The organism is Cupriavidus necator (genome assembly GCF_016127575.1).
Classification (GTDB): domain Bacteria; phylum Pseudomonadota; class Gammaproteobacteria; order Burkholderiales; family Burkholderiaceae; genus Cupriavidus; species Cupriavidus necator_D.
In genome coordinates, this window is the sequence record NZ_CP066018.1 from 3,232,198 (window position 1) to 3,253,661 (window position 21,464).

The following is a 21,464-nucleotide window of genomic DNA, read 5'->3' on the forward strand; positions in this document are numbered from 1 at the left end:
CCACAAGGAGACACGAAAGATGATGACCCCCGACCACATCGCGCTGCAGGATAGCGTACGCAAGCTGATCGACCGGGAGATCGAACCCCATGTCGAAAAATGGGAGGCTGACGAAATCTTTCCCGCGCACGAAGTGTTCAAGAAGCTCGGCTCGGCGGGTTATCTCGGCGTGAACAAGCCCGTGGAATTCGGCGGCATGGGGCTGGATTACTCATATGAGATTGCCTTTTGCGAGGCCATCGGCGGCATCAGCGCAGGCGGCGTCGGCATGGCCATCGCGGTGCAGACTGACATGGCAACTCCGGCGCTGGCGCGATTTGGCTCCGACGAATTGCGGGAGACCTTTCTCAAGCCGACCGTCGCGGGCGACTTCGTGGTGTGCCTGGGCGTGTCGGAAGCGGGTGCCGGTTCGGACGTGGCATCGCTGAAGACCACGGCGCGCAAGGATGGCTCCGACTATGTGATCAACGGCTCCAAGATGTGGATCACGAACGGGCTGCAAGCCGACTGGATGTGCCTGTTGGCGAACACCAGCGATGGAGATATCCACCGCAACAAGTCGCTCATCTGCCTGCCGCTGAGGGAAGGCGGGAAGCTGCGTCCCGGCATCACGATGAACAAGATCAAGAAGGTCGGCATGTGGTCCTCCGACACCGCCCAGGTATTTTTCGACGACGTTCGCGTGCCCCAGCGCTACCGCATCGGAGATGAGGGCATGGGCTTCACCTACCAGATGCGTCAGTTCCAGGAGGAGCGCCTCAGTGGCGCTACCCGCCGGGTCACCGCGCTCACCAATGCGATCAACGAAACCATTGAATACACCCGTCAGCGCAAGGCATTCGGGCGCTCGATCCTGGACAACCAGGCGGTCCATTTCCGGCTGGCTGAGCTGAAGACGGAAGTCGAGCTGCTGCGATCCGTTATCTACCGCGCGGCACAGGTGCACATGTCGGGCGGCGACATGACCGAGCTGGCATCCATGGCCAAGCTCAAGGCCGGCCGCTTGTGCCGTGAGGTGACCGATTCCTGCCTGCAGTACTGGGGCGGCATGGGCTTCACCTGGGACAACCGTGTATCGCGCGCCTGGCGGGACCTGCGGCTGATCTCCATTGGCGGGGGAGCCGACGAGATCATGCTGACGATCATCTGCAAGCACATGGGGATCCTGCCGAAACGGGCGGCCTGATCAACGGAGAGTCACATGCGCTTTGACACACTGCTTGTCGCCAACCGCGGAGAAATCGCACTGCGGGTCCTGCGCAGCGCGCGCAAGCTCGGCTTGCGCACGGTCGCCGTCTATTCGGACGCCGATGCCCGCAGCCTCCACGTGCGCGAGGCCGATCTGGCCGTGCGCATTGGACCGGCCGAGGCTGCCCGCAGCTATCGGCATGCCCATGCGCTGATCGAGGCATGCCGGCGCACCGGAGCCCAGGCGATACATCCGGGCTATGGATTCCTGTCTGAGAACGCGGAGTTCGCGCAGGCGGTCGCCGATGCGGAAATTACCTTCGTAGGGCCCTCTGCAGACGTCATTGCGTTGATGGGAAACAAGGCCCAGGCAAAGCTCGCCATGCAGAAAGCCGGCGTGCCGACTGTGCCAGGAGAACAGGGCTGCGCGACCGACGAGGAGGCAATCGCTGCGGTCGAGCGCATCGGCTTCCCGGTCATCCTGAAGGCGGCGGCAGGCGGGGGCGGCCGCGGCATGCGGGTCGTGCGCGATGCCTCGACCTTGCTGGCGGCGCTGCGACAGGCGCGCTCCGAGGCGGCAGGCGCATTCGGCTCTGACGAGATCATCATCGAGCGCGCCATCGAACGGGGACGACACATCGAGATCCAGGTGCTGTGCGATGAACATGGTCGCTGCTTGCACCTCGGTGAGCGCGACTGTTCGACACAGCGGCGCTTCCAGAAGCTCATCGAGGAAGCCCCTTCGCCCGCGGTGAACGCCGAGCTGCGCCGCGCGATGGGAGAGGTCGCTGTGCGCGCCTGCGAGGCCATCGGGTACACGGGCGCCGGCACGCTCGAATTCCTGCTTGACGGAAAAGGACGCTTCTATTTCATGGAGATGAACACGCGGCTCCAGGTTGAGCACGGCGTGACAGAACTGGTCACGGGGCTGGACCTGGTGGAGCAGCAACTGCGCATTGCCCAGGGTGAGCGGCTCGCGTTCGGGCAGGAGGATGTACGCATGCGCGGCCATGCCATCGAGGTGCGGCTGTGTGCGGAGGACCCTGCGGCGGGCTTTCTGCCTCAGGTGGGCCGCGTCGACGTCTGGCGGCCGTCGCCCGACATCCGCGTTGATAGCGCGCTGCAGGACGGCATGGAGATCGGTTCCGACTACGACTCCATGGTCGGGAAGATCATGTCCTGGGGCGAGACGCGCGAGGAAAGCATCAACCGCCTGGTCCGGGCCTGCGAGCGCACGGCGCTGCTGGGCGTCCGAACGAACCTTGGCCTGCTCGCCCGCTGTCTGCGTCATTCACGCTTCGTGACCGGTGAAGTCACTACCGACTTCCTGGCGGGCGAAGACATGGGCGGCCCGGCCTGGCGAGCACAGCCGTCGGTGCATGCACGCGCCGCGGCGGCCTTGCTGCTGTCAGGCGCAGTCGGCCGCGAGTCATCTGGCATTCGCCGGCTGCCGGCTGGCCCGGCGCAGACGCGGGCGTTGTGGCTCGTGGACGCGACCCATGCGCTCAACGCGGGCGCCGCCGCGCAAGGGACGGCCAGCGCAGTCGAACTGCGGCCGTCCGATGACGGGGGCGAAGTTCTCATCAGCTTCCGGGCTGGCGCAGCGGTGCCCGCGCGCGACGGGAAGCGTTCCGAAGCGTGTGACGACGAGCCTGTCTGCAGCGTCGGCAATGTGCACTGGGCGCCGATCGCCGGCTCAGCCCGGGGACATGGCGGCACGCTCGGGTTGGCCGTCGATGGCGTGTACCGCCAGCTGCTGTGCGACTCGCCTCGGCGCGACGAATGGTGGCTGCAGGATGGCGCGGATACCTTCGTGTTCAGGCGGCTGGCGCGCTTCGAGGCCAGCGACGGCGAGGCGCGGGGAGGCAGCGTGCGGGCGCCGATGAGCGGGCGCGTGATCGCCGTCATGGTGGGTGAGGGCGACGCCGTCGAGCGAGGCCAGACCCTGGCCGTCATGGAGTCCATGAAGATGGAAATGCCCCTGGCCGCGCCAAGCACGGGACGCATTGCGCGCCTGCTTGTCCAGGAGGGCATGCAGCTCAATGCCGGCCAGGTGCTGATCGAAGTCGGCACGGGCGCCGAGGAGGGTGCCATCCAAGCCCAGGAGGCGACCTGACTGCACGGAAGCCGAAACGCAGATCGGACCCGCGGGGCACGACCACAAGCACGTCCGCACACACTACAGGAGAGCATGAATGGGCCAAAACGCAAAGTCCGGCCGCGCGGTTGTCATTGGCGGCGCATCGGGATTCTGGGGCGACTCGCAGATTGCCGTCCCGCAATTGCTGCAGGAGCCGGAACTGGGCTACCTCGTCTTCGACTACCTGGCCGAGACCACCATGGCGATCCTTCAGCGAGCGCGCCTTCGGGCGCCGGAGCTGGGTTATGCAACGGATTTTGTCAGCGCGGCGCTGAGGCCCAACCTGCGGGCTCTGAAGCAGCATGGGGTGCGCCTGGTGTCCAACGCAGGCGGCCTTAACCCGGCAGGCTGCCGCGATGCCATCCTTGCCTTGGCGCGAGAGCAAGGGCTGGAGCTGAAGGTGGCGATCGTATCCGGCGACGACGTGCTGGCACTTCAGGGGAGATTCCTGCCTTGGCCCGGTGACGAGGCCGATGCCAGCCTCCCGCGGTTGATGTCGGCCAATGCCTACCTCGGTGCCCTGCCCATTGCCGAGGCACTGGACGGCGGCGCGGACATTGTCGTCACCGGCCGTTGCGTGGATAGTGCCGCGCTGCTTGGCATTGCCATCCACGAGTTCGGATGGTCGATGCAGGACTACGACCGGCTGGCGCAGGGCAGCCTTGCAGGCCACCTGGTGGAGTGCGGGGCGCAGGCCACGGGCGGGCTGTTCACGGACTGGGAGCGCGTACCGGACTGGACCAACATTGGCTACCCGCTGGTGCGCATGACAGCCGACGGCGTATTCGAGCTCTACCAGCCGTGTGACGCGGGCGGACTGGTGACGCGCCAGACCGTGGGCGAGCAGCTGCTCTACGAGATCGGTGATCCGCAGGCCTATGCGCTGCCTGATGTGGTCTGCGATTTCTCCGAGGTCCGCATCGAGGACCTGCCGGGCTTCGAAGCCAGTGGCGGCCGCGTGCGCGTCAGTGGGGCGCGGGGAAGGGCGCCCGGCGATTGCTACAAGGTGACAGCGACCTACCAGCAGGGCTACCAGATTGCACTGATGATGGCCATTCGCGGACAGCGGGCGTTGGAGAAGGCCGAGCGTACGGCGCAAGCGCTGCTGGCGCGTAGCCGCGGCCTGATGGCCAAGGCCGGCCATGCCGACTACAGCGACACCCTGGTGGAGTTGCTAGGCGCCGAATCCATGTACGGGCCGCATCGTCGCGTACGAGACAGCCGGGAGGTGGTGCTGCGCATTGCTGCCCAGCACGATGACAAGCAAGCGTTGACGTTCTTGCAGAAGGAGGCGGCGTCAGCCGGCACCTCCATGGGGCCGGGAACGCGCAGCCACTTTGGCGGGCGTTCGGATATCCAGAGTGTGATCCGCACGGCCTCGTTCCTGCTCCCCAAGCAGGAGGTGACGGTGCAATGGAGGCTGGCTGACGAGCCGGCGACAACGGTGGCGGTGCCGGCGTGTGGTGTGCCCTCGGAGCGGCCGGCAATGACTTCGCACACGCCCCGGAGACCGCCTGGGGACGAGCCGCGGCAGGACGCGCGCGGCCTCGTGCGTATTCCGCTCGGCACACTGGCGGTCGGGCGCAGCGGCGACAAAGGCAACGATGCCAACATCGGATTGATGGTGCGCGATCCTGCGTGGCTGCCTGTGGTCAGCGCGCAGGCGACGGCGCAGAGGGTACGCGACTACTTTGCGCATCTGATTGAAGGCCCGGTGAAACGCTACGAACTGCCGGAAATCGGCGCCTTCAACTTTGTACTGGAAAAGGCACTGGGTGGCGGTGGTTCCTGCAGCCTGCGTTCCGATCCGCTGGGCAAGTGCTATGCACAGATGCTGCTGGACATGGAAATCGAATGTCCCGCGGACCTTCTGCCAGAAACGGCGGCGGGGACAGCGGGGACAGCGCCCACACCTTGACCGGGCGGCAGGGCACTTTGCGACCGACAACGAACCAGGAGACATGAGCCATGCAAGCGACACAGCAACCGGACTACCAAGCTCAGAGCACCACGCGGCGGCTCGCCAAGCGACGATGCCGCGTCGCCGTGAGCGCGCTGGGTGCCATCCTGTGGGGCGCTGCAGCCAGCGCCCAGCCAACGTCCACTCCCGGCACTGATCGCATCGACAAGCCGGTGCGCATCATCGTTGCTTACGGAGCCGGCGGGGCTTCGGACAGCATCGCGCGTTTCGTGGGCGACGGACTCTCCAGGCGTGCCGGCAAGCCCGTGATCGTAGAAAACAAGTCCGGTGCTGACGGCAACATTGCAGCCGACGCTGCAGTCCGCGCGTCGACCGATGCTTACACGCTGCTGGTGTCCGGCTCATCGACGCACGCGGCAAACGCCACCATCTACCGCAAACTTCCCTATGACCCGGAAGCGGACTTCACGCCGCTGGCCACAATGGCCAGCACACCCTTCGTGTTGCTCGTGAATCCAAAGCGTGTTCACGCAGCAACGTTCAAGGAGTTCCTGGCATGGGCCAGGAAGGAGAGCAATCCGCTTTCCTTTGCGAGCGCCAACGTGGGAGGCCGTATCAGCGGGGAGTTGTTCAAGCAACGAGCAGGCGTCAAGGCAGTCAGCGTTCCGTACAAGAACAGCAGCCAGGCCATGACGGACCTGCTTGGCGGCCAGTTCGACTACTACCTGTGCGACATGGTCACCGCGCTGCCGCAGATCCAGGCCGGAACCGTGCGCGCCCTGGCAATCTCCAGCTCCGAACGAGTGCAGTCATTACCTGATGTGCCGACACTGGCGGAAAGCGGATTCCCGGACTTTGACGTCAGTTCGTGGATCGGCATCTGGAGCGCTAACGCGTCGACGCCCCAGCCTGTGGCCAGGCTGTTGTCGCGCTGGATCGCCGATACGCTGGACTCGCCCGATGGTCGTCATTTCCTCATCGGCAAGGGCCTGATTCCGGCCAAGGTTGCCCCGATGCATCTGCAGGAGTTGCAGCGGCGCGACACCAAGCTCTGGGGAAAAATCATCATTGACGCGGGAATGCAGCAGCCATGAAGCCCATAGCACGTTCAGCGCGGCGAGATCAGGCGGCTGATGCCCAGTGCGCTCTCGCTAAGCTTGTCGGTGCGCGCATAGAGCCGGTAGCTGATGGTCGGCAGCGCTGGCATGCCGGCGTGAGGGTCCAGGACCTTCAGGTCAGGGGCCAGCATCTCCACGGTGCGAGGCGTGACCCCCATGCCCGCTCGCAATGCCGCCCGGATACCCGCCAGCGTCGAGGTTTGGAAAGCGACACGCCAGGGGATGTTCGCGTCCGACAGGGACTTGATTGCCATGCTATGAAACGGACAGGCCCCCTCGATGAGCACGAGCGGTACCGGCGCGCCGGGCTGATGGTGGTATCGCGCGCCTGCGATCCAGGTTACGGGAGAGGTGCGCAGCACGACCTGATCGAACTCCGGGTTGGGCACAGGGTCAAGCATGACGACCAGGTCAATCTCGCCGCGGCGCAGGGACGAGGTCAGCCAACGGCGGCGGCCAACCTGGATGTCCACGCGCAGGCCGGGAAAAACCTCTGCACACATCTTCAGGTATTCGGGAATGAGCGAGTCGACGGCATCCGCGCAAGCTCCGACTTTCACCGGTTCGTCGAAGGCTCTCTGGGTCATGGCGCGATAAGCCTCATCGTTCAGGCCGACGATGCGACGCGCGTAGTCCAGGAGCCTGGTGCCCGCCGTGGTCAGGCGTTTGCTGCGTCCAACGCGCTCGAACAACACGCAGTCGAGCGCGGTCTCCAGCTTTTGCATCTGCTGCGACACGGCCGCCTGGGTGCGGAAGACCTGCTCTGCCGCCACAGCGAAGTTTTCTTTCTCTGCCACGGCAACGAACGTGCGAAGCAGGCCGATGTCAAGGTTGCGAAAGCTCATGTCGAATAGCGTTGCGGCTGCCGCTTGCAAGTTGTCGTGATTCCCAACATTAACATTCAGGATTGAACAGCGTGACTTCCAGCGTATCCTCCACACCTATCGAAGCTACAGGGCCGTCTGTCATCACGGACGCACCGTTCGTTCGCACCGTCGTTCACGGAGCCGTTTTTCGCATCGAGCTTAACCGATCCGATGCGAGGAATCCACTGGGCGCCGACATGGTTGCGGCCTTGTCAAAGGCGGTTGATCAGGCCGAGCAAATGGATGACGTGCGGATCATCCTCTTCACCGCAGCGGGAAAGGCCTTCAGTGCTGGTGGGGATCTCGGCAATATCTCGGACCGCCTGGCGGTCAAGCCCGGCGCGGATGGCCAGGATCCCATCGCGGTGGGTAACCGGCGCTATGGCGAGTTCCTTGCCCGGCTCATCCGGTCGTCGAAGGTCACGGTGGCCTGTGTGCACGGCGCAGCCATGGGCGGAGGCGCGGGCCTTGTATGCGCGGTGGATATCGCCATCGGTTCACCCGCGGCCCGGTTCGGCTTTCCAGAGGCCGGTATTGGCCTGGTGCCCGGGCAAATCCTGCCTTTCGTCAGCGCACGCATTGGCGTTCAAGTAGCGCGCCGCCTCATGCTCACCGGTGAACGGATCGATGGCGCGGAGGCCCACCGTCTCGGGTTGCTGGATTACCTTGCCGAATCCGAGGAGGCGTTGCCTGCGCGCGTGCGGGAAATTCTGGGGTCCGTCGTTGCCACGGCACCCGCAGCCAGCGCTGCAACCAAGTGCCTTCTGACGCAGATGCGCCCACTTTCGGCACAGTCGCACGAGGCATTGACGCACTACCTGGACACTGCCTCCGTCAAGTTTGCGCAGCAGATGCGCTCCGAAGCGGTGGAAGGCGTGACAGCCGCCCGGGAGCGCAGGCCGGCGCTCTGGAACGTGGGGGCCGAACTGCCGCCGCTTGCGGCGAACTGAACCACACGCGTCGAACGTCAACTTTTCGGAGGTTGGAAATCATGGCATCGCTGGAAGGCTTGAAGGTCGTGGATCTGTCCCGCGTACTTGGTGGTCCCCTGTGTGCGCAGATCCTCGGGGATCACGGTGCCAACGTGATCAAGGTGGAAGGTCCGATGGGCGATGAGACGCGCACCTGGGGGCCGCCCTTTAATGAGGCTGGCATGGCTTCGTACTTCGCGGGCATCAATCGCAACAAGCGCACTGTGTGCCTCGACCTCGCGTTGCCGCAAGGACGCGAAGTACTGATGCAGCTGCTCACCGAAGCGGACGTGCTTATCGAGAACTTCAAGGTCGGCACCCTGGAGCGTTGGGGGATGGGGTACGACGACGTGCTCTCCTTGCGCTTTCCAAGGCTGATCCATTGTCGTGTCACGGGCTTCGGTGCGACGGGGCCGCTCGGTGGGCTGCCCGGCTACGACGCCGCGGTACAGGCGCTCGGTGGCATCATGAGCATCAACGGTGACCCGGATGGAACGGCCACGCGCGTTGGGGTGCCGATCGTCGATGTGACGACTGGTCTGAGCGCCGTGATCGGGGTGTTGTTGGCCTTGCATGAGCGTGAGCGCAGCGGTAAAGGACAGTCCATTGAGTCGGCACTGTATGACAACGCTCTGTTCTCCCTATACCCACACTCCATCAACACGCTCTTCACCGCCAAGGCTCCGATGCGGTCTGGCAATGGCCATCCGAACATCGCGCCCTACGACACCTATGCCACTGCCACCGAGCCCATCTATCTCGCGGTCGGCAACAATGGCCAGTTTCAGCGGCTGTGCGAAGCGGTGGACCGAACGGAACTGGCGGTCGATGCGCGCTACGCAACCAATGCTCAGCGAGCCGTGCATCGTTTCGAGCTCAAGCGCGATCTTGAGGCCGCCTTCAGCCGCTTCGAAGCGCAGTCGCTGTTCGAACGCCTGGTGGCAGTTGGCGTGCCGTGCGGTGTCATCCACAACGTGGTCGAGGCGCTGAACCACCCGCACACGGCACACCGGGGCATGGTGGCTGAAATTGGAAAATTCAAGTCGGTCGCTTCGCCGGTCAAGCTTAGCCGCACGCCGGCAACGTACCGTGAAGCTCCGCAAGAGATCGGCGCGAACACGGTGGAGGTGCTGCGCGAGGCGGGCCTTACGGAATCACAGATCGAAAAGCTGCTCGAGCAGGGGGTGGCGCTTCAGCGCAAGCGCACTCCGTAAGGTGCAACCCCGACAGCGGAGCCGCACACTGGCGACATCATGGCCGCACTGAAATCCGGCCATCGGTCGGAGCGATTTTTTTGCTGTTGACTGCTGCAGCGGCCTCGGCAATACCGCTCCGCTCACGGCAAAAAAATCCCCCGAGGCTGTTACTTGGGGGAGGTGCTGGTCTGTGGCCGGAGACGCTGAGTCCCGGCCACGAATTTTTTGAGGGGACACTCTTTTCTGTAGTTCCTTACATGCTGTGGTCAACGAGTCCATCGCGGTTGGTGATTCTCGCGCCATCGGTGTACACGTCGCGCCTATCCGAGACTTTCGCCCCGTCTGAATAGACGTCAAACTTTGTGGTCTTGCCCCCATCGGAATATGGGTCTCGCGGCCCCATCACGCTGGCGCCGTCAGTGTAGACATCCCGCGTCCCGATGCCGGCATAGGCGATTCCGGCACTAAGCGCCGCACCCGCCGCAGCGAGCAGTATGACTGTCTTTACCATTTTTCTTACCTCCATTTCAGGTCGTTGCAAAAACACCGAAACGATTCTTCTTTCGCTTCAGTTTGAGGGTCGCAACTTCGCACAAGTGCAATGAAATGTAGGCCTTGGCGACAAGCATATGAATCGGGCTTTTTTCCGAAAAGAGGCTAGGGGATTGCCCTAGCCGGTGGGCAGGCAGATTCAGTCCTGCATTACTGCACGGTGGCGATCGAATCCATCCGGCAACTCTTACCGCGCAAGGGAGTTCTGGCGTAGATTCATAGTAGTGTTGTGGCACCATGGTTTTGCAGCGCTTCGCCTTGCATCGATTCGGTGCAGGCTCGTGATTTGCCGCAGGTGCATGGAACATTCACTTTCGCAAGAGTGTCGTCATTCCGTTTAACCACAGAAATGACTGGATGTGACAGTGTCGGTTCCCGGGGGTTTGAAGCGAACCATGTTTATTGTCCCGCGCAACTTAAGGCTCAGACTTTTCGTCCATACCGGACTTGTCGCTTTGGCGTATTTCGCAAGTGCAAAGCTGGGACTGGCTTATGCAGTAGTGGGCGGTGCGGTGTCTCTGGTGTGGCCTGCCAGCGGCGTGGCCCTGGTTGCGCTCCTTGTCATGGGTTTCGCAGCTGCCCCGGGAATTGCCATTGGCTCCTTTTTTGCCAATATGTCGGTCGGCGTGCCACTGCCAATGGCCGCGCTGATTGGCTTCGGCGCGACGGCTGCAGCCTTGACTGCCACGTTGCTGTTGACGCGCGTGGCCCGGTTCCGGATTACCCTCGACCGCGTCAGGGACGTATTGGCCTTCATCATCCTGGCCGCGACAGTCAGCACAGCAGTGAGTGCCCTGATTGGTGCGACTGCTCTCCTTGGCGGGGGCCGGGTGTCGGCTTCCGAGTACGGCAAAGCAGTCCTGGAATGGTGGCTCGGTGACATGATGGGGGTGCTGGTAGTGGCTCCGCCCCTGCTCAGCCTGCTTGCGAGTCCTGGCCCTGTGCACTCCACAAAGCAGGCCGTGGAAGCGTGCGGACTGACCGTTGCCATGCTCTGGGCAAGTTACCTCATCTTCGGCGCTCCCGAGCTTGCCGGGCACGGCTACTACCCTTCAGCCCTGGCGATTCTTCCGTTCATCATCTGGGCGGCTCTGCGTTTCGATCACCTTGGCACCACCTTCGCAACCTTGCTGGTCTCGATCGTTGCCATCTGGGGCACCACCAACGGCACCGGTCCCTTTGCCGCAGTGTCTCCAGTGGATAGCCTTGTGAGATGGTGCGCCTTCGCGAACGTCGTGGCAGTCACCGGGCTGCTGCTGGTGGCGGCACATGCCCAGGAGAAGCGCGTCCATAGCCTGCTGCAGGCATCCCACATCGAACTGGAGGGGCGCGTGCGGGAGCGAACCCGGGACCTGCAGCGGGCAAACCATGAACTGAAGCAGGAGATGGCGCGGCGTCGCCTGCTGGAAGCGGAGCTGATCCGGATCGGCGACCAGCAGCAGAGACTCATCGGCCGGGAGCTGCATGACGGCCTCGGGCAGCACCTCACCAGCCTGGGCTTCTACTGCACGAGCCTGAATCAAACGCTGCAGAAGCATGGCCACCCGGCTGCGGCGGACGCGGCTACCATCGTCGGACTGGTGAAGCAGGCGTCCTTGATGACTCGCAAGATTGCCCACGGCCTGGACCCGGTCGCCATGGAATCCGGTGGCCTTGCGCTCGCCCTGCAGAGGCTGGCGCAGACGACCTGCGCGCTGGATGGCATTGACTGCACGCTGCGCATCGGCTCGGACGTGGACTTGCTCGATCCGCCGATGCAGATCAACCTTTATCGTGCGGCGCAGGAAGCCGTGAACAACGCGCTGAAATACAGCCAGGGACACCACATCGGGATCGACCTTGAGCGCGAAGGCGGGATGCAGCGGCTTTCCATCAGTGACGACGGGGTGGGGGTGGACCCGGAGCAAATGGAGCGTGCCTCGGGACTGGGACTTCACAACCTGCGTCACCGGGCGAGCCTCCTGGGCGGCTCCTGCACGATCACCCGCAATGCTCTGGGCGGCACCACGGTTGCCATCAGCTATCCGATACCAGAGAGTCCGGGCCATGCAACAGAAGCCATCTAGCCCGGGCCGCGCAACCCAGATCCTGATCGTGGATGACCACCCCATCATCCGCGAGGGGTTAAGCCAAATGCTGAATCTGCATGAGGACCTGCACGTCTGCTGTGCGGCCGGCAGTGCCGAAGAGGCTCTGGCGTTGATGGCCTGCCAGCCTGACGTGGCCGTTGTCGACCTCAGCCTGCACTCGAACTCCGGCCTGGATCTTGTCAGGATGCTGCGGCAACACTATCCAAGGCTGGCAATCCTTGTCCTCAGCATGCATGACGAAACGCTGTTTGCCGAACGCGCACTGCGCGCAGGCGCCAACGGGTATCTGATGAAACTCGAGGCCACGGAGCATATTGTGAATGCCATCCGCGAGGTGCTGGCAGGCAATGTCTACCTGAGCGCCGCCATGCATGACAAGCTGGCGCGGGCCCTGAAGGCTCCTCAAAGAAGCCGCGCGGGCTCGATCGCAAGCTTGTCGGAACGGGAGTTCGAAGTCCTGCACCTGATCGGGCTTGGCTTCAGCACCCGCCAGATCGCCGGGAAACTGAATCGCAGCGTCAAGACCATCGAGGCGCATCAGGCCAACATCAAGGAAAAGCTGGACATCCCCAACGGCAAGGAGTTGATGCGCTTCGCGATTCAGTGGATCGAGAGCCAATAGGGGTTGAGTTGCTTTCGCCTGCTTGAACGCTCGACTGCTCGCGGCCCTGGGCCGGACGGAAGCCTGGTAGCGCGTGTCAAGGGCGGGGAACGTCCCACATAAGCTGCGTTCAGATCTGAAGTGAAGATCGATTTAGCTGGCCCGGGCCCGCACCGCAGTCCGCTTCTGGTGCCGCAGCGAATCTCGTTAGTCTCTTTTTTCCCCCGAACGGGGCGTTCCGCCCATGGCGGAATTTGCATACACTCGCCCACTCCGTGGACCAACGGCCAGCACAGGCGGTCCATCGTGATCTGTGGGCCGTCGGTGGGGATTCCACAGGGGGCGGCGCGGGCCCGGGGTTTGGGCGCTTCTGTCCCTTTCCGGTCGTTCAACCGGTAGATTCGAATACACGCCTGGCGGCCCGGACGCCGGAAAACAACCTGCTGCGTTTACTTCCCAAACTCACTGAACCTGGCCGCCAGGAATTCCACGAACAGCCGGATCCGGGACGACAGCTGGTGCCGCTGCTGGTAGACGGCATAGATGTCCGCCTCGGGCGTCGCGTATTGCGGCAGTACCTGCACCAGGCGGCCACTGCGCAGGAACCGCTCGATGTCCCACTCGGCGCGCATCAGGATGCCGTGGCCTTGCAGCGCCCAGTTGACCGCGATCTCGCCGTCATTGGTGGTGAGGTTGCCGCGCACATGGACCGATTCGGTCCGCGCCTTGGTCCCTTTGCCTGAGGTCAGGCGCCACACGCCATAGGCGTCGCTGCCCTGGCGGATGCCGATGCAGTTGTGCTGGCGCAGGTCGGCGGGCGTGTGCGGGGTGCCGTGGCTGCGCAGGTACTTGGGCGAGGCGCACAGCAGGCGCCGGTTCGGCGCCAGCTTCCGGGCCACGATGCGGGCGTCGGGCGGCTGGCCGAAGCGGACGCAGACGTCGAAGGCATCTTCGGTCAGCGGCGGCGGGTCGGCGGACAGCTGGAGCTGGACATCGACCTCGGGGTAGGTGGCGACATACTCGGAAATCACCGGCGCCACATGCATGCGCCCGAACCCCAGCGTGGCATTGACCCGCAGCAGGCCGCTCGGCCGGCCCTTTGAGCGGGTCAGGATCTGGTCCAGGTCGTCGATCTCGCTGAGGATGCGCCGCGCGTGCTCCAGGTAGACCTCGCCCTCCGGCGTCAGGCTCATGCGCCGCGTGGTGCGCGTCACCAGCGGCATGCCGATGCGCGCTTCCATCTGCGCCAGCCGCTTGCTGACCGCGGCGGTAGTGATCCCAAGGTCGCGCGCGGCCGCGCTCAGGCTGCCTGCCGTGGCCACCGACGTGAAGAATCCCAGTTCTGACGGTTGGATGCCGGACGATAGCGCCATTCCATCTTTAATTTCAGGTTAACAATGGTTTAACTCTACAAGCGATCCAAAACCTTGTCCACGGCCCAGAATCCGCCCCATGCACTCAACTCGTATTTGAATCGATCTGGACCAGGAGACACGGATGAAGACGTACCGCATTGCAACGATCCCCGGCGATGGCATTGGCAAGGAGGTGGTGCCGGCCGGCCGTGAAGTGATGGAGGCGCTGGCGGCTGCCGGTGCTGACTTCCGCTTTGAGTTCGAAGACTTCGACTGGGGTGGCGACTACTATCGCCAGCACGGCGTGATGATGCCCGCCGACGGCCTGGATGCGCTGCGCGACAAGGATGCCATCCTGTTCGGCTCCGCCGGCGACCCGCATATTCCCGATCACATCACGCTCTGGGGCCTGCGCCTGAAGATCTGCCAGGGCTTCGACCAGTACGCCAACGTGCGCCCGACGCGCATCCTGCCCGGCATCGATGCGCCGCTCAAGCGCTGCGCCGCGGAAGACCTGAACTGGGTGATCGTGCGCGAGAACTCGGAAGGCGAGTATTCGGGCGTGGGCGGCCGCGTGCACCAGGGCCACCCGATCGAGGCGGCCACCGACGTCAGCATGATGACCCGCGTAGGGGTGGAGCGCATCCTGCGCTTTGCCTTCAAGCTGGCCCAGTCGCGTCCGCGCAAGCTGCTGACGGTGATCACCAAATCCAACGCGCAGCGTCACGCCATGGTGATGTGGGATGAGGTGGCCGTGCAGGTAGCCAGGGACTTCCCGGACGTTACCTGGGACAAGGAACTCGTCGATGCGGCCACGGCGCGCATGGTGAACCGTCCGGCCTCGCTGGACACCATCGTCGCCACCAACCTGCATGCCGACATCCTGAGCGACCTGGCGGCGGCGCTGGCTGGCAGCCTGGGCATCGCCCCGACCGGCAATATCGATCCGGAGCGCCGCTACCCGTCGATGTTCGAGCCCATCCACGGCTCGGCCTTCGACATCATGGGCAAGGGCCTGGCCAACCCGGTCGGCACCTTCTGGTCGGTGGTCATGCTGCTGGAACACCTGGGCGAAAACGAGGCGGCGCAGCGCGTGATGCAGGCCGTCGAAGCCGTCACCGCCAACCCCGCGCTGCACACCGGCGACCTGGGCGGCAAGGCGACTACCGCTGAAGTGACCAGGGCGGTGTGCGACCTGCTTGCCGCTGGCCAGCAAGCGAAGGCCGCCTGAGCGCAAGGGCCGTTTCGTGAGCCTGCAATTTTCCGAGCCCAACGTGTTGCTGCGGCGCATGTTCGATGCGGCGGTCGCAGCCGGCCAGCCGGCCAGGACCCTGGCGCGGCACCTGCCGCCGCCGCCGCGCGGACGCACCGTCGTCATTGGCGCGGGCAAGGCCTCGGCGGCGATGGCGAGCGCGCTGGAAGCGGCATGGCCCGGGCCGCTTGAAGGCCTGGTGGTTACCCGCTACGGCTATGCGGTGCCGTGCTCGCGCATCGAGATCGTGGAGGCCGCTCACCCCGTGCCGGACGATGCCGGGCTGGCCGCTTCGCAGCGCATGCTGGCGATGGTGGCGGGCCTGGCCGAGGACGACCTGGTGATCTGCCTGGTCTCCGGCGGCGGATCGTCGCTGCTGCCGCTGCCGCTTGCCGGCATTACGCTCGACGACAAGCAGCGCGTCAATCGCGCGCTGCTGAAGTCCGGCGCCACGATTTCGGAGATGAATTGCGTGCGCCGGCACCTGTCCGCCATCAAGGGCGGCCGGCTGGCAGCCGCATGCTATCCGGCGCGCGTGCTGAACCTGCTGGTTTCCGATGTGCCGGGCGATGACCCCATCGATATCGCCTCTGGCCCGACCGTGCCTGACCCGACCACGCGCGCCGATGCGCTGGCCATCGTCAAGCAGTATGCGATCGACCTTCCGCCCAATGTGATGGCAGTGCTGGCGTCCGACGCGGCCGAGACGCTCAAGTCCGGCGCCCCGCGCCTGCCGCGCATCCGCACCGAGTTCATCGCCACGCCCCGGCTGGCGCTGGAAGCGGCGGCGCAGGTGGGCCGCGACGCAGGCTTCGCCGTGCACGTGCTGGGCGACGCCATCGAAGGTGAGGCCCGCGATGTCGGCAAGGTCATGGGCGGTATCGCGCTGGCAGCCGCCAGGCATGGCCAGCTGTTTGCGGCACCGTGCGTGCTGCTGTCCGGCGGCGAGACCACGGTCACAGTGCGGGGCGCGGGCAGGGGCGGCAGGAACGTGGAGTTACTGCTGTCGCTGTCGCTGACGCTGCGCGGCGAACCCGGCATTCATGCGATTGCGGGCGACACCGACGGCGTCGACGGCCAGGAAGAGATCGCGGGTGCCGTGATCGGCCCCGACACGCTGGAACGTGCCTGGCGCGCCGGACTGCGTCCGCAGGATGCGCTGGCCGCCAACGACGGCCATGGATTTTTCGAGGCGCTGGGGGATGCCGTCATCACCGGCCCCACGCTGACCAACGTCAACGACTTTCGCGCGATCTTGCTGACGCGCGCCTCTGGAGCCTGCGGTGCTCTGCCATGAAGTGGTGGATGTGCTGGAGATGACCAACCTGGCCAGCCACACCGTGCTGAAGGAGCAGTTCGGCGTGGCCGGCAGCAGATCGTCATCTCGGCCGGCCTGCCGTTCACCGTGGCCGGCACCGCCAACCTGCTGCGCATCGCGCAGGTCCAGCAGGCAGACATCAGGGGGCCAAGGCGCTATCAAGCACTAATCAGCCGAAGACCGGCTGCAAACATAGAACATTCAGGAGACAAAGCATGCGTGGTACTGAACTCGTGCGTCGTATTTCCGGCGTGGCCGTGCTGGCAGCCGGCTTTATCCTCAGCGGCACTTGCCTGGCACAGGAATGGCCGGCCAAGCCGATCACCGTGGTGGTGCCGTTCCCGTCGGGCGGGACTACCGACGTGCTGGCCCGCGCGCTGGGCGACCAGTTGTCGAAGAGCCTGGGCCAGCCCGTGATCGTCGAGAACCGGCCCGGCGCCGGCGCCACCGTGGGCGCGGACTACGTCGCCAAGGGCAAGCCGGACGGCTACACCCTGCTGATGGGCGCGGTCCACCATACGATTGCCAGCAGCGTCTACAAGAAGCTGCCCTACAGCTTCCAGAAGGACCTGGCACCCATTGCCACGGTCGCCATGGTGCCCAACGTGCTGGTCATCAATGCCGCCAAGACGCCGGCGAAGGACGTCAGCGAACTGGTGGCCCTGGCGAAGAAGGCAGCGCCGGAGTTTGCCTATGGCTCCAATGGCAACGGCACCGCGCAGCACCTGATCGGCACCCAGTTCCAGGCCGCCACGGGTGCGCCGCTGCTGCACGTGCCCTACAAGGGCAGTGGCCCGCTGACCACCGATCTGCTCGGCGGACAGGTGACGATGTCGTTCGATACCCTGACGCCGGTGCTGCAGCACATCAAGTCGGGCAAGCTGCGCGCCCTGGCCGTGACCACCGCGCGGCGCTCCAGCGTCCTGCCTGATGTGCCGACGCTGGAAGAGGCGGGGCTGAAGGGCTTCGATATCGGCACCTGGTTCGGCGTGCTGGCGCCGGCCGCCACGCCAGCGCCCATCGTCACCCGGCTGAACGCCGAGATCGTCAAGATCGTGAAATCGCCGGACTTCCAGCAGCGCATGGTGGCGGTCGGGGCCGAGCCGATGGCGAGCACGCCGCAGGAGTTTGCCAAGCGGATCCAGGACGAGACGGTCAAGTTCGCCAGGCTGGTGAAGGACGGGAAGGTGACGATCGAGTAGGCGACCCGCCGTCACTCGGTTGCTTGCCTTCTCGCCTATATTGAACTCTGCCCGGCATCGCCTTATGCGTTGCACGGGCGGACTGCGGGTAACGGAGGGAGGGCGCCATGAAGATCGCGAGCATCGAAGCCATCGTCCTGCGCATTCCGTTCACGGTGGGCGGCGTCTCCGCCGCGGGCGTCTGGGGCGGCGCCGGGATGCAGGCCGCCGACTCGCTGCTGCTCAAGGTGACGACCGACGATGGGCTGGTTGGCTGGGGCGAGACCTTCGGCTTCGTGGGGATTCCGGCGGTCAAGGCGGCCATCGAACAGATGCTGGCGCCGGCCTGCCTCGGCCGGGACGCAACCCGGATCGATGCCATCGGCCTGGACCTGCAACGCAGGTTCCATGTCTTCGGGCGCAGCGGGGCCATCTTCTACGGGCTGTCCGCGCTCGATATCGCCCTGTGGGACCTTTGCGGCAAAGCGGCCGGGCTGCCTGTTCACCAACTGCTCGGCGGCGCGCGCCGGGACCGCCTGCCTGCCTATGCCAGCCTGATCCGGTATGCCGATCCCGAAACGATGGCGGTCAATGTCAGCCGCGCCATCGCCGATGGCTACCGGAGCCTGAAGCTGCACGAGGTCGACCTCGCGGTCATCCGCGCCGCCCGCAAAGCAGCGGGCCCGGACATCGAGATCACGCTGGATACGAACTGCCCGTGGCCGCTCCATGAGGCCATCGACATGGCGCGCGCGCTGGAACCCTTGTCGCTACGGTGGCTGGAAGAGCCCCTGTGGCCGCCGGAGAACTATGCCGGACTGGCCGCCCTGCGCCAGCAGTGCGCCATCCCGGTCGCCGCCGGCGAGAATGCCACCACGCTGATGGAGTTCCAGCACCTGCTCAGCGTGGGCGCCGTCGATGTGGTGCAACCCAGCCCGGCCAAGATGGGTGGCATCAGCGCCTTGCGCAACGTCTTTGCGCTGGCCGAGGCGCACAACACGCAAGTGATGGTCCATACCTTCTACGACGGCCCGGGGCTGCTGGCCAGCATGCATGCCACGGCAGCGCTGGGGGATGCCGCGGCCATGATCGAATGGCGCTACTTCGACATGGAGGCGCAGGTGCTTGGCGATGCCGTGGTGCCGCGCGATGGCATGATCGCGGTACCCGCTGGCCCGGGCCTGGGCATCGACCCGGATCCGGAGGTCATTCGGCGATATCGCGTTGCGTGAGCATTATCCCGGCATCAGAAATCCACCTTCTCCCCCGGCTGCGGCACGATCACGCCTGCCGCGGCGCCAGCGCCCAGCGCCGCCTTGAACGCTTCCGGTGTCCCGCTCAACTGCGGCGAGGTCTGATAGTGGATCGGGATCGCAAAGCGCGGCCGGATCAGGTCGCGCACCGCGATGGCGGCTTCCTGCGGTCCCATGGTGAAATGGCCGCCAATGGGGATCAGCACGAGATCGGGTTTGTAGACCTCCCCGATCAGCCGCATGTCACCGAACAGTCCCGTATCGCCCATGTGCCAGATCTTGAAGCCGTTCTCCAGCTCGATGATGTAGCCGACGGGCTCACCGCCGTAGTGGGTTTCGTCCTTGCCGGTGGCGGGGTTCTTCAGCGCCAGTTCCGACGAGTGTTCGGCATGCACTGCGGTGATTCTGGGGCCGGTCGGGCCAAAGGGCATGACCGTGCCGCTCTTGCCGAAGCGCTGCGCCTGCGCGGCCGGGACCATGCCCAGGCTGACCAGGGCCTGGCCCAGGCCGCCGCCGTTGTAGATCGGCGCGTTGGTCAGCCTGGCCAGGGCGGGGGCATCGCCCAGGTGGTCGCTGTGGGCGTGCGTGACCAGAATCAGGTCGACCTTGCCCAGCGCCGAGAGCTGCTTGAAGCCTGGCGGCGTCTTGGGATTGGTGGTGAGCCATGGGTCGACCACGATGACCTTGCCGCCGGGCGTGGTGATGCGCGTGGCGGCCTGGCCCAGCCACAGCACTTCGGCCTTGCCGGCGGTGGGCTGGCCGGCCGGCATCGGGCGCCGGGCCTCCGCTGGCGGCGTGGGCGCCGCGCAGGCGCCGAGCAGGGCGATGACGGTGGCGAGGAGAACGGCGCGCAGTCTGGTCATGGTCTTTCTTCCCTGGATGAATTGGCCTGGCAACTTGCAGTACTAGCGGACAAACATGCCCAATCCTTCGTGGTCGTAATACTCCAGCCACACGCGGTCGCTGGAGAACGCCGCTTGCGAGATCGTGCCCGGCGTCGCGTTCTCGTTATTGAGCGTGAAGGTAAAGACGTCGCCGTCCCAGTGGCTCAGCGGCAAGGTGAGAGGGGTGGCGCCCAGCGTCATCACCAGCGTGCCGCCCTGGTCGGCCACCTGCAGCGGACCGTAGTAGTCGTTCTGGTAGATGCCGGTGTAAGCCGAGAGTGCGCGCGCCGGCAGCGGGTTGGCCGGGGGTGCCTGGCCGACCAGCCGGCCTTCCGGTGCCAGCAGCGGCGCAAGCGCATCGCCATAGATCTTGCCCCAGTCGCGCCGGATGGCGCCGTACTGCACGAGATCGAAGAATTGTGCGTTCAGGGTTTCCGGGACGCCGATGGGATAGCCGTTGGTCAACGTGACGATGGCCAGGTTCAGCGACGGCACCGCGGTAAGGTTGGTGGCCGCGCCCACCGCGAACGCGCCGGAGTGGTTATAGGAGGCCAGCCCGAGTTCGGTCGTGCCGACATTGAAGCCATAGCCGTAGTAGCCGGCCGGCCGTCCGCTGACGGGCGGGCTGCTTTGCATCTGCTGGCTCAGCGCGGGTGCCAGCGCGGCGGCGTCGACGATGCGCTGGCCTGCGAACTCGCCTTTGGCGAGCAGCATCGCCAGCCATTTCGCGATGTCGTTGACGGATGAGCTGACGCCCCCGGCGGGCGACTGCGCATCCGGCATCGTGCCCATGCCTTGCACCCAGGCGCCGTTGATCCTGACATGGCCGAGGGCGCGGTTGTCGCGCGCGGCAAAGTCGGCGTAGCGCGAACTGGTGCGCGCCATGCCCAGCGGTTGGTAGATGGCCTGCTCGGACAGCGTGGCCCAGTCGATGCCGGCCGCGGTGGCCACGGCCTCGGCGGCGGCGGTCATGCCAAAGTTGGTGTACGCATAGACCGCCCGGAACGGATGCAGCGGCAGGTAGCGCAGGCGCGTCAGCACCTGCTGGCGGTCGAAGCCCATGTCTTCAAGCCGGTCGCCGGCGTGGTCGGGCAGGCCGGAGCGATGGGCGTAGAGATCGCCAATGGTGACGGCTTCCGTGACTTCCGCTTCCGCGAGCGCGAACCACGGCAGGTGCGCGCGCACCGGCGTATCCCAACTGATGCCGCCGCGGCCGACCTGCCGGGCCACCACGGTTGCCCCGATGGGCTTTGACACCGACGCAAGCTGGAACACAGTGTCGGCATCGACCGGCGCGGGGTCGGTTACCAGCCTGCGGCCAAAGCCTTTGGCGTAAACGGTTTGATTGCCGCGCACCACGGCGACGGCCATGCCCGGCACGCCGGAACTGGCCATCAGGTCAGCGGCCAGCTTGTCGATCTGGGCGATGGCCTGGGTGATCTGGGATTCGGGAACCGGACCGGGCGGCCTGGGCGGATCGTCGTCATCCCCACCGCAGGCGGGCAGGGCAGGGACCAGCAGGCCGCCCAGCGCGGCTCCCAGGAAACGGCGACGCTCTTGCAGTTTGCCCACGGTGGT

General features: G+C 65.2%; 16 protein-coding genes and 1 pseudogene. 13 read left to right on the top strand and 4 right to left on the bottom strand.

Features of this window, described 5'->3' with window-relative positions:
• Nucleotides 1–19: 19 nt before the first annotated feature.
• The 4 genes from I6H87_RS15150 (at nt 20) to I6H87_RS15165 (ending at nt 6,343) form a co-directional block, all read left to right on the top strand.
• A complete protein-coding gene (locus I6H87_RS15150) occupies nt 20–1,186 on the top strand; it encodes an acyl-CoA dehydrogenase family protein (RefSeq protein WP_010810601.1) in 1,167 nt (388 codons plus the stop codon).
• Nucleotides 1,187–1,201: 15 nt separating this feature from the next.
• On the top strand, nt 1,202–3,304 hold the full coding sequence (locus I6H87_RS15155; RefSeq protein WP_011615514.1) for an acetyl/propionyl/methylcrotonyl-CoA carboxylase subunit alpha: 2,103 nt from the start codon (nt 1,202–1,204) through the stop codon (nt 3,302–3,304).
• 79 nt (nt 3,305–3,383) lie between these two features.
• Nucleotides 3,384–5,246: an acyclic terpene utilization AtuA family protein gene (locus I6H87_RS15160; RefSeq protein WP_010810603.1), complete on the top strand. Its 1,863-nt coding sequence runs from the start codon at nt 3,384–3,386 to the stop codon at nt 5,244–5,246.
• Nucleotides 5,247–5,296: 50 nt separating this feature from the next.
• Nucleotides 5,297–6,343 carry a Bug family tripartite tricarboxylate transporter substrate binding protein gene (locus I6H87_RS15165; protein WP_011615513.1) on the top strand — a complete coding sequence of 349 codons (1,047 nt, stop codon included), beginning with the start codon at nt 5,297–5,299 and terminating at the stop codon, nt 6,341–6,343.
• 14 nt (nt 6,344–6,357) lie between these two features.
• On the opposite strand, the gene I6H87_RS15170 is transcribed toward I6H87_RS15165, so the two are convergent.
• A complete protein-coding gene (locus I6H87_RS15170; protein ID WP_010810605.1) occupies nt 6,358–7,212 on the bottom strand; it encodes a LysR substrate-binding domain-containing protein in 855 nt (284 codons plus the stop codon).
• Between the two features lie 71 nt (nt 7,213–7,283).
• On the opposite strand from I6H87_RS15170, the gene I6H87_RS15175 reads away from it, so the two are divergent.
• The 4 genes from I6H87_RS15175 (at nt 7,284) to I6H87_RS15190 (ending at nt 12,664) form a co-directional block, all read left to right on the top strand.
• Nucleotides 7,284–8,183, top strand: coding sequence for an enoyl-CoA hydratase/isomerase family protein (locus I6H87_RS15175; RefSeq protein WP_231881348.1), 900 nt, complete (start codon nt 7,284–7,286; stop codon nt 8,181–8,183).
• A gap of 41 nt (nt 8,184–8,224) precedes the next feature.
• On the top strand, nt 8,225–9,418 hold the full coding sequence (locus I6H87_RS15180) for a CaiB/BaiF CoA transferase family protein (protein WP_010810607.1): 1,194 nt from the start codon (nt 8,225–8,227) through the stop codon (nt 9,416–9,418).
• A gap of 929 nt (nt 9,419–10,347) precedes the next feature.
• Complete coding sequence (locus I6H87_RS15185) at nt 10,348–12,018, top strand: MASE1 domain-containing protein (RefSeq protein ID WP_010810609.1); 1,671 nt, start codon at nt 10,348–10,350, stop codon at nt 12,016–12,018.
• Entirely contained in the window at nt 11,999–12,664 is a 666-nt protein-coding gene (locus tag I6H87_RS15190; protein ID WP_081050274.1) for a response regulator, read from the top strand. Before I6H87_RS15185 ends, I6H87_RS15190 begins: the two co-directional genes overlap by 20 nt.
• A gap of 428 nt (nt 12,665–13,092) precedes the next feature.
• On the opposite strand, the gene I6H87_RS15195 is transcribed toward I6H87_RS15190, so the two are convergent.
• Complete coding sequence (locus tag I6H87_RS15195; protein ID WP_010810611.1) at nt 13,093–14,016, bottom strand: LysR family transcriptional regulator; 924 nt, start codon at nt 14,014–14,016, stop codon at nt 13,093–13,095.
• A 124-nt stretch (nt 14,017–14,140) separates the two neighbouring features.
• Between I6H87_RS15195 and I6H87_RS15200 the strand changes: the two genes are divergently transcribed.
• The 5 genes and pseudogenes from I6H87_RS15200 (at nt 14,141) to I6H87_RS15215 (ending at nt 18,981) form a co-directional block, all read left to right on the top strand.
• Nucleotides 14,141–15,229: a tartrate dehydrogenase gene (locus I6H87_RS15200; RefSeq protein ID WP_010810612.1), complete on the top strand. Its 1,089-nt coding sequence runs from the start codon at nt 14,141–14,143 to the stop codon at nt 15,227–15,229.
• Between the two features lie 58 nt (nt 15,230–15,287).
• Nucleotides 15,288–16,547 (top strand): glycerate kinase type-2 family protein, encoded by a 1,260-nt coding sequence (locus I6H87_RS15205; protein ID WP_051398530.1) that lies wholly within the window; start codon nt 15,288–15,290, stop codon nt 16,545–16,547.
• Nucleotides 16,531–16,697, top strand: a pseudogene (locus I6H87_RS34885) (pyruvate kinase); the annotation flags it as partial. The gene I6H87_RS15205 and the pseudogene I6H87_RS34885, both read left to right, overlap by 17 nt.
• An 86-nt stretch (nt 16,698–16,783) precedes the next feature.
• The gene (locus I6H87_RS15210; RefSeq protein WP_011615511.1) at nt 16,784–17,770 is read left to right on the top strand and encodes a tripartite tricarboxylate transporter substrate binding protein; all 987 of its coding nucleotides are present in this window, start codon (nt 16,784–16,786) and stop codon (nt 17,768–17,770) included.
• A gap of 107 nt (nt 17,771–17,877) precedes the next feature.
• Nucleotides 17,878–18,981: a mandelate racemase/muconate lactonizing enzyme family protein gene (locus I6H87_RS15215; protein WP_011615510.1), complete on the top strand. Its 1,104-nt coding sequence runs from the start codon at nt 17,878–17,880 to the stop codon at nt 18,979–18,981.
• Between the two features lie 14 nt (nt 18,982–18,995).
• Here I6H87_RS15215 and I6H87_RS15220 read toward each other — a convergent pair whose 3' ends face one another.
• Nucleotides 18,996–19,865 carry a metal-dependent hydrolase gene (locus tag I6H87_RS15220; protein ID WP_010810615.1) on the bottom strand — a complete coding sequence of 290 codons (870 nt, stop codon included), beginning with the start codon at nt 19,863–19,865 and terminating at the stop codon, nt 18,996–18,998.
• 42 nt (nt 19,866–19,907) lie between these two features.
• A complete protein-coding gene (locus tag I6H87_RS15225) occupies nt 19,908–21,458 on the bottom strand; it encodes a serine hydrolase (protein WP_011615509.1) in 1,551 nt (516 codons plus the stop codon).
• Nucleotides 21,459–21,464: the final 6 nt, after the last annotated feature.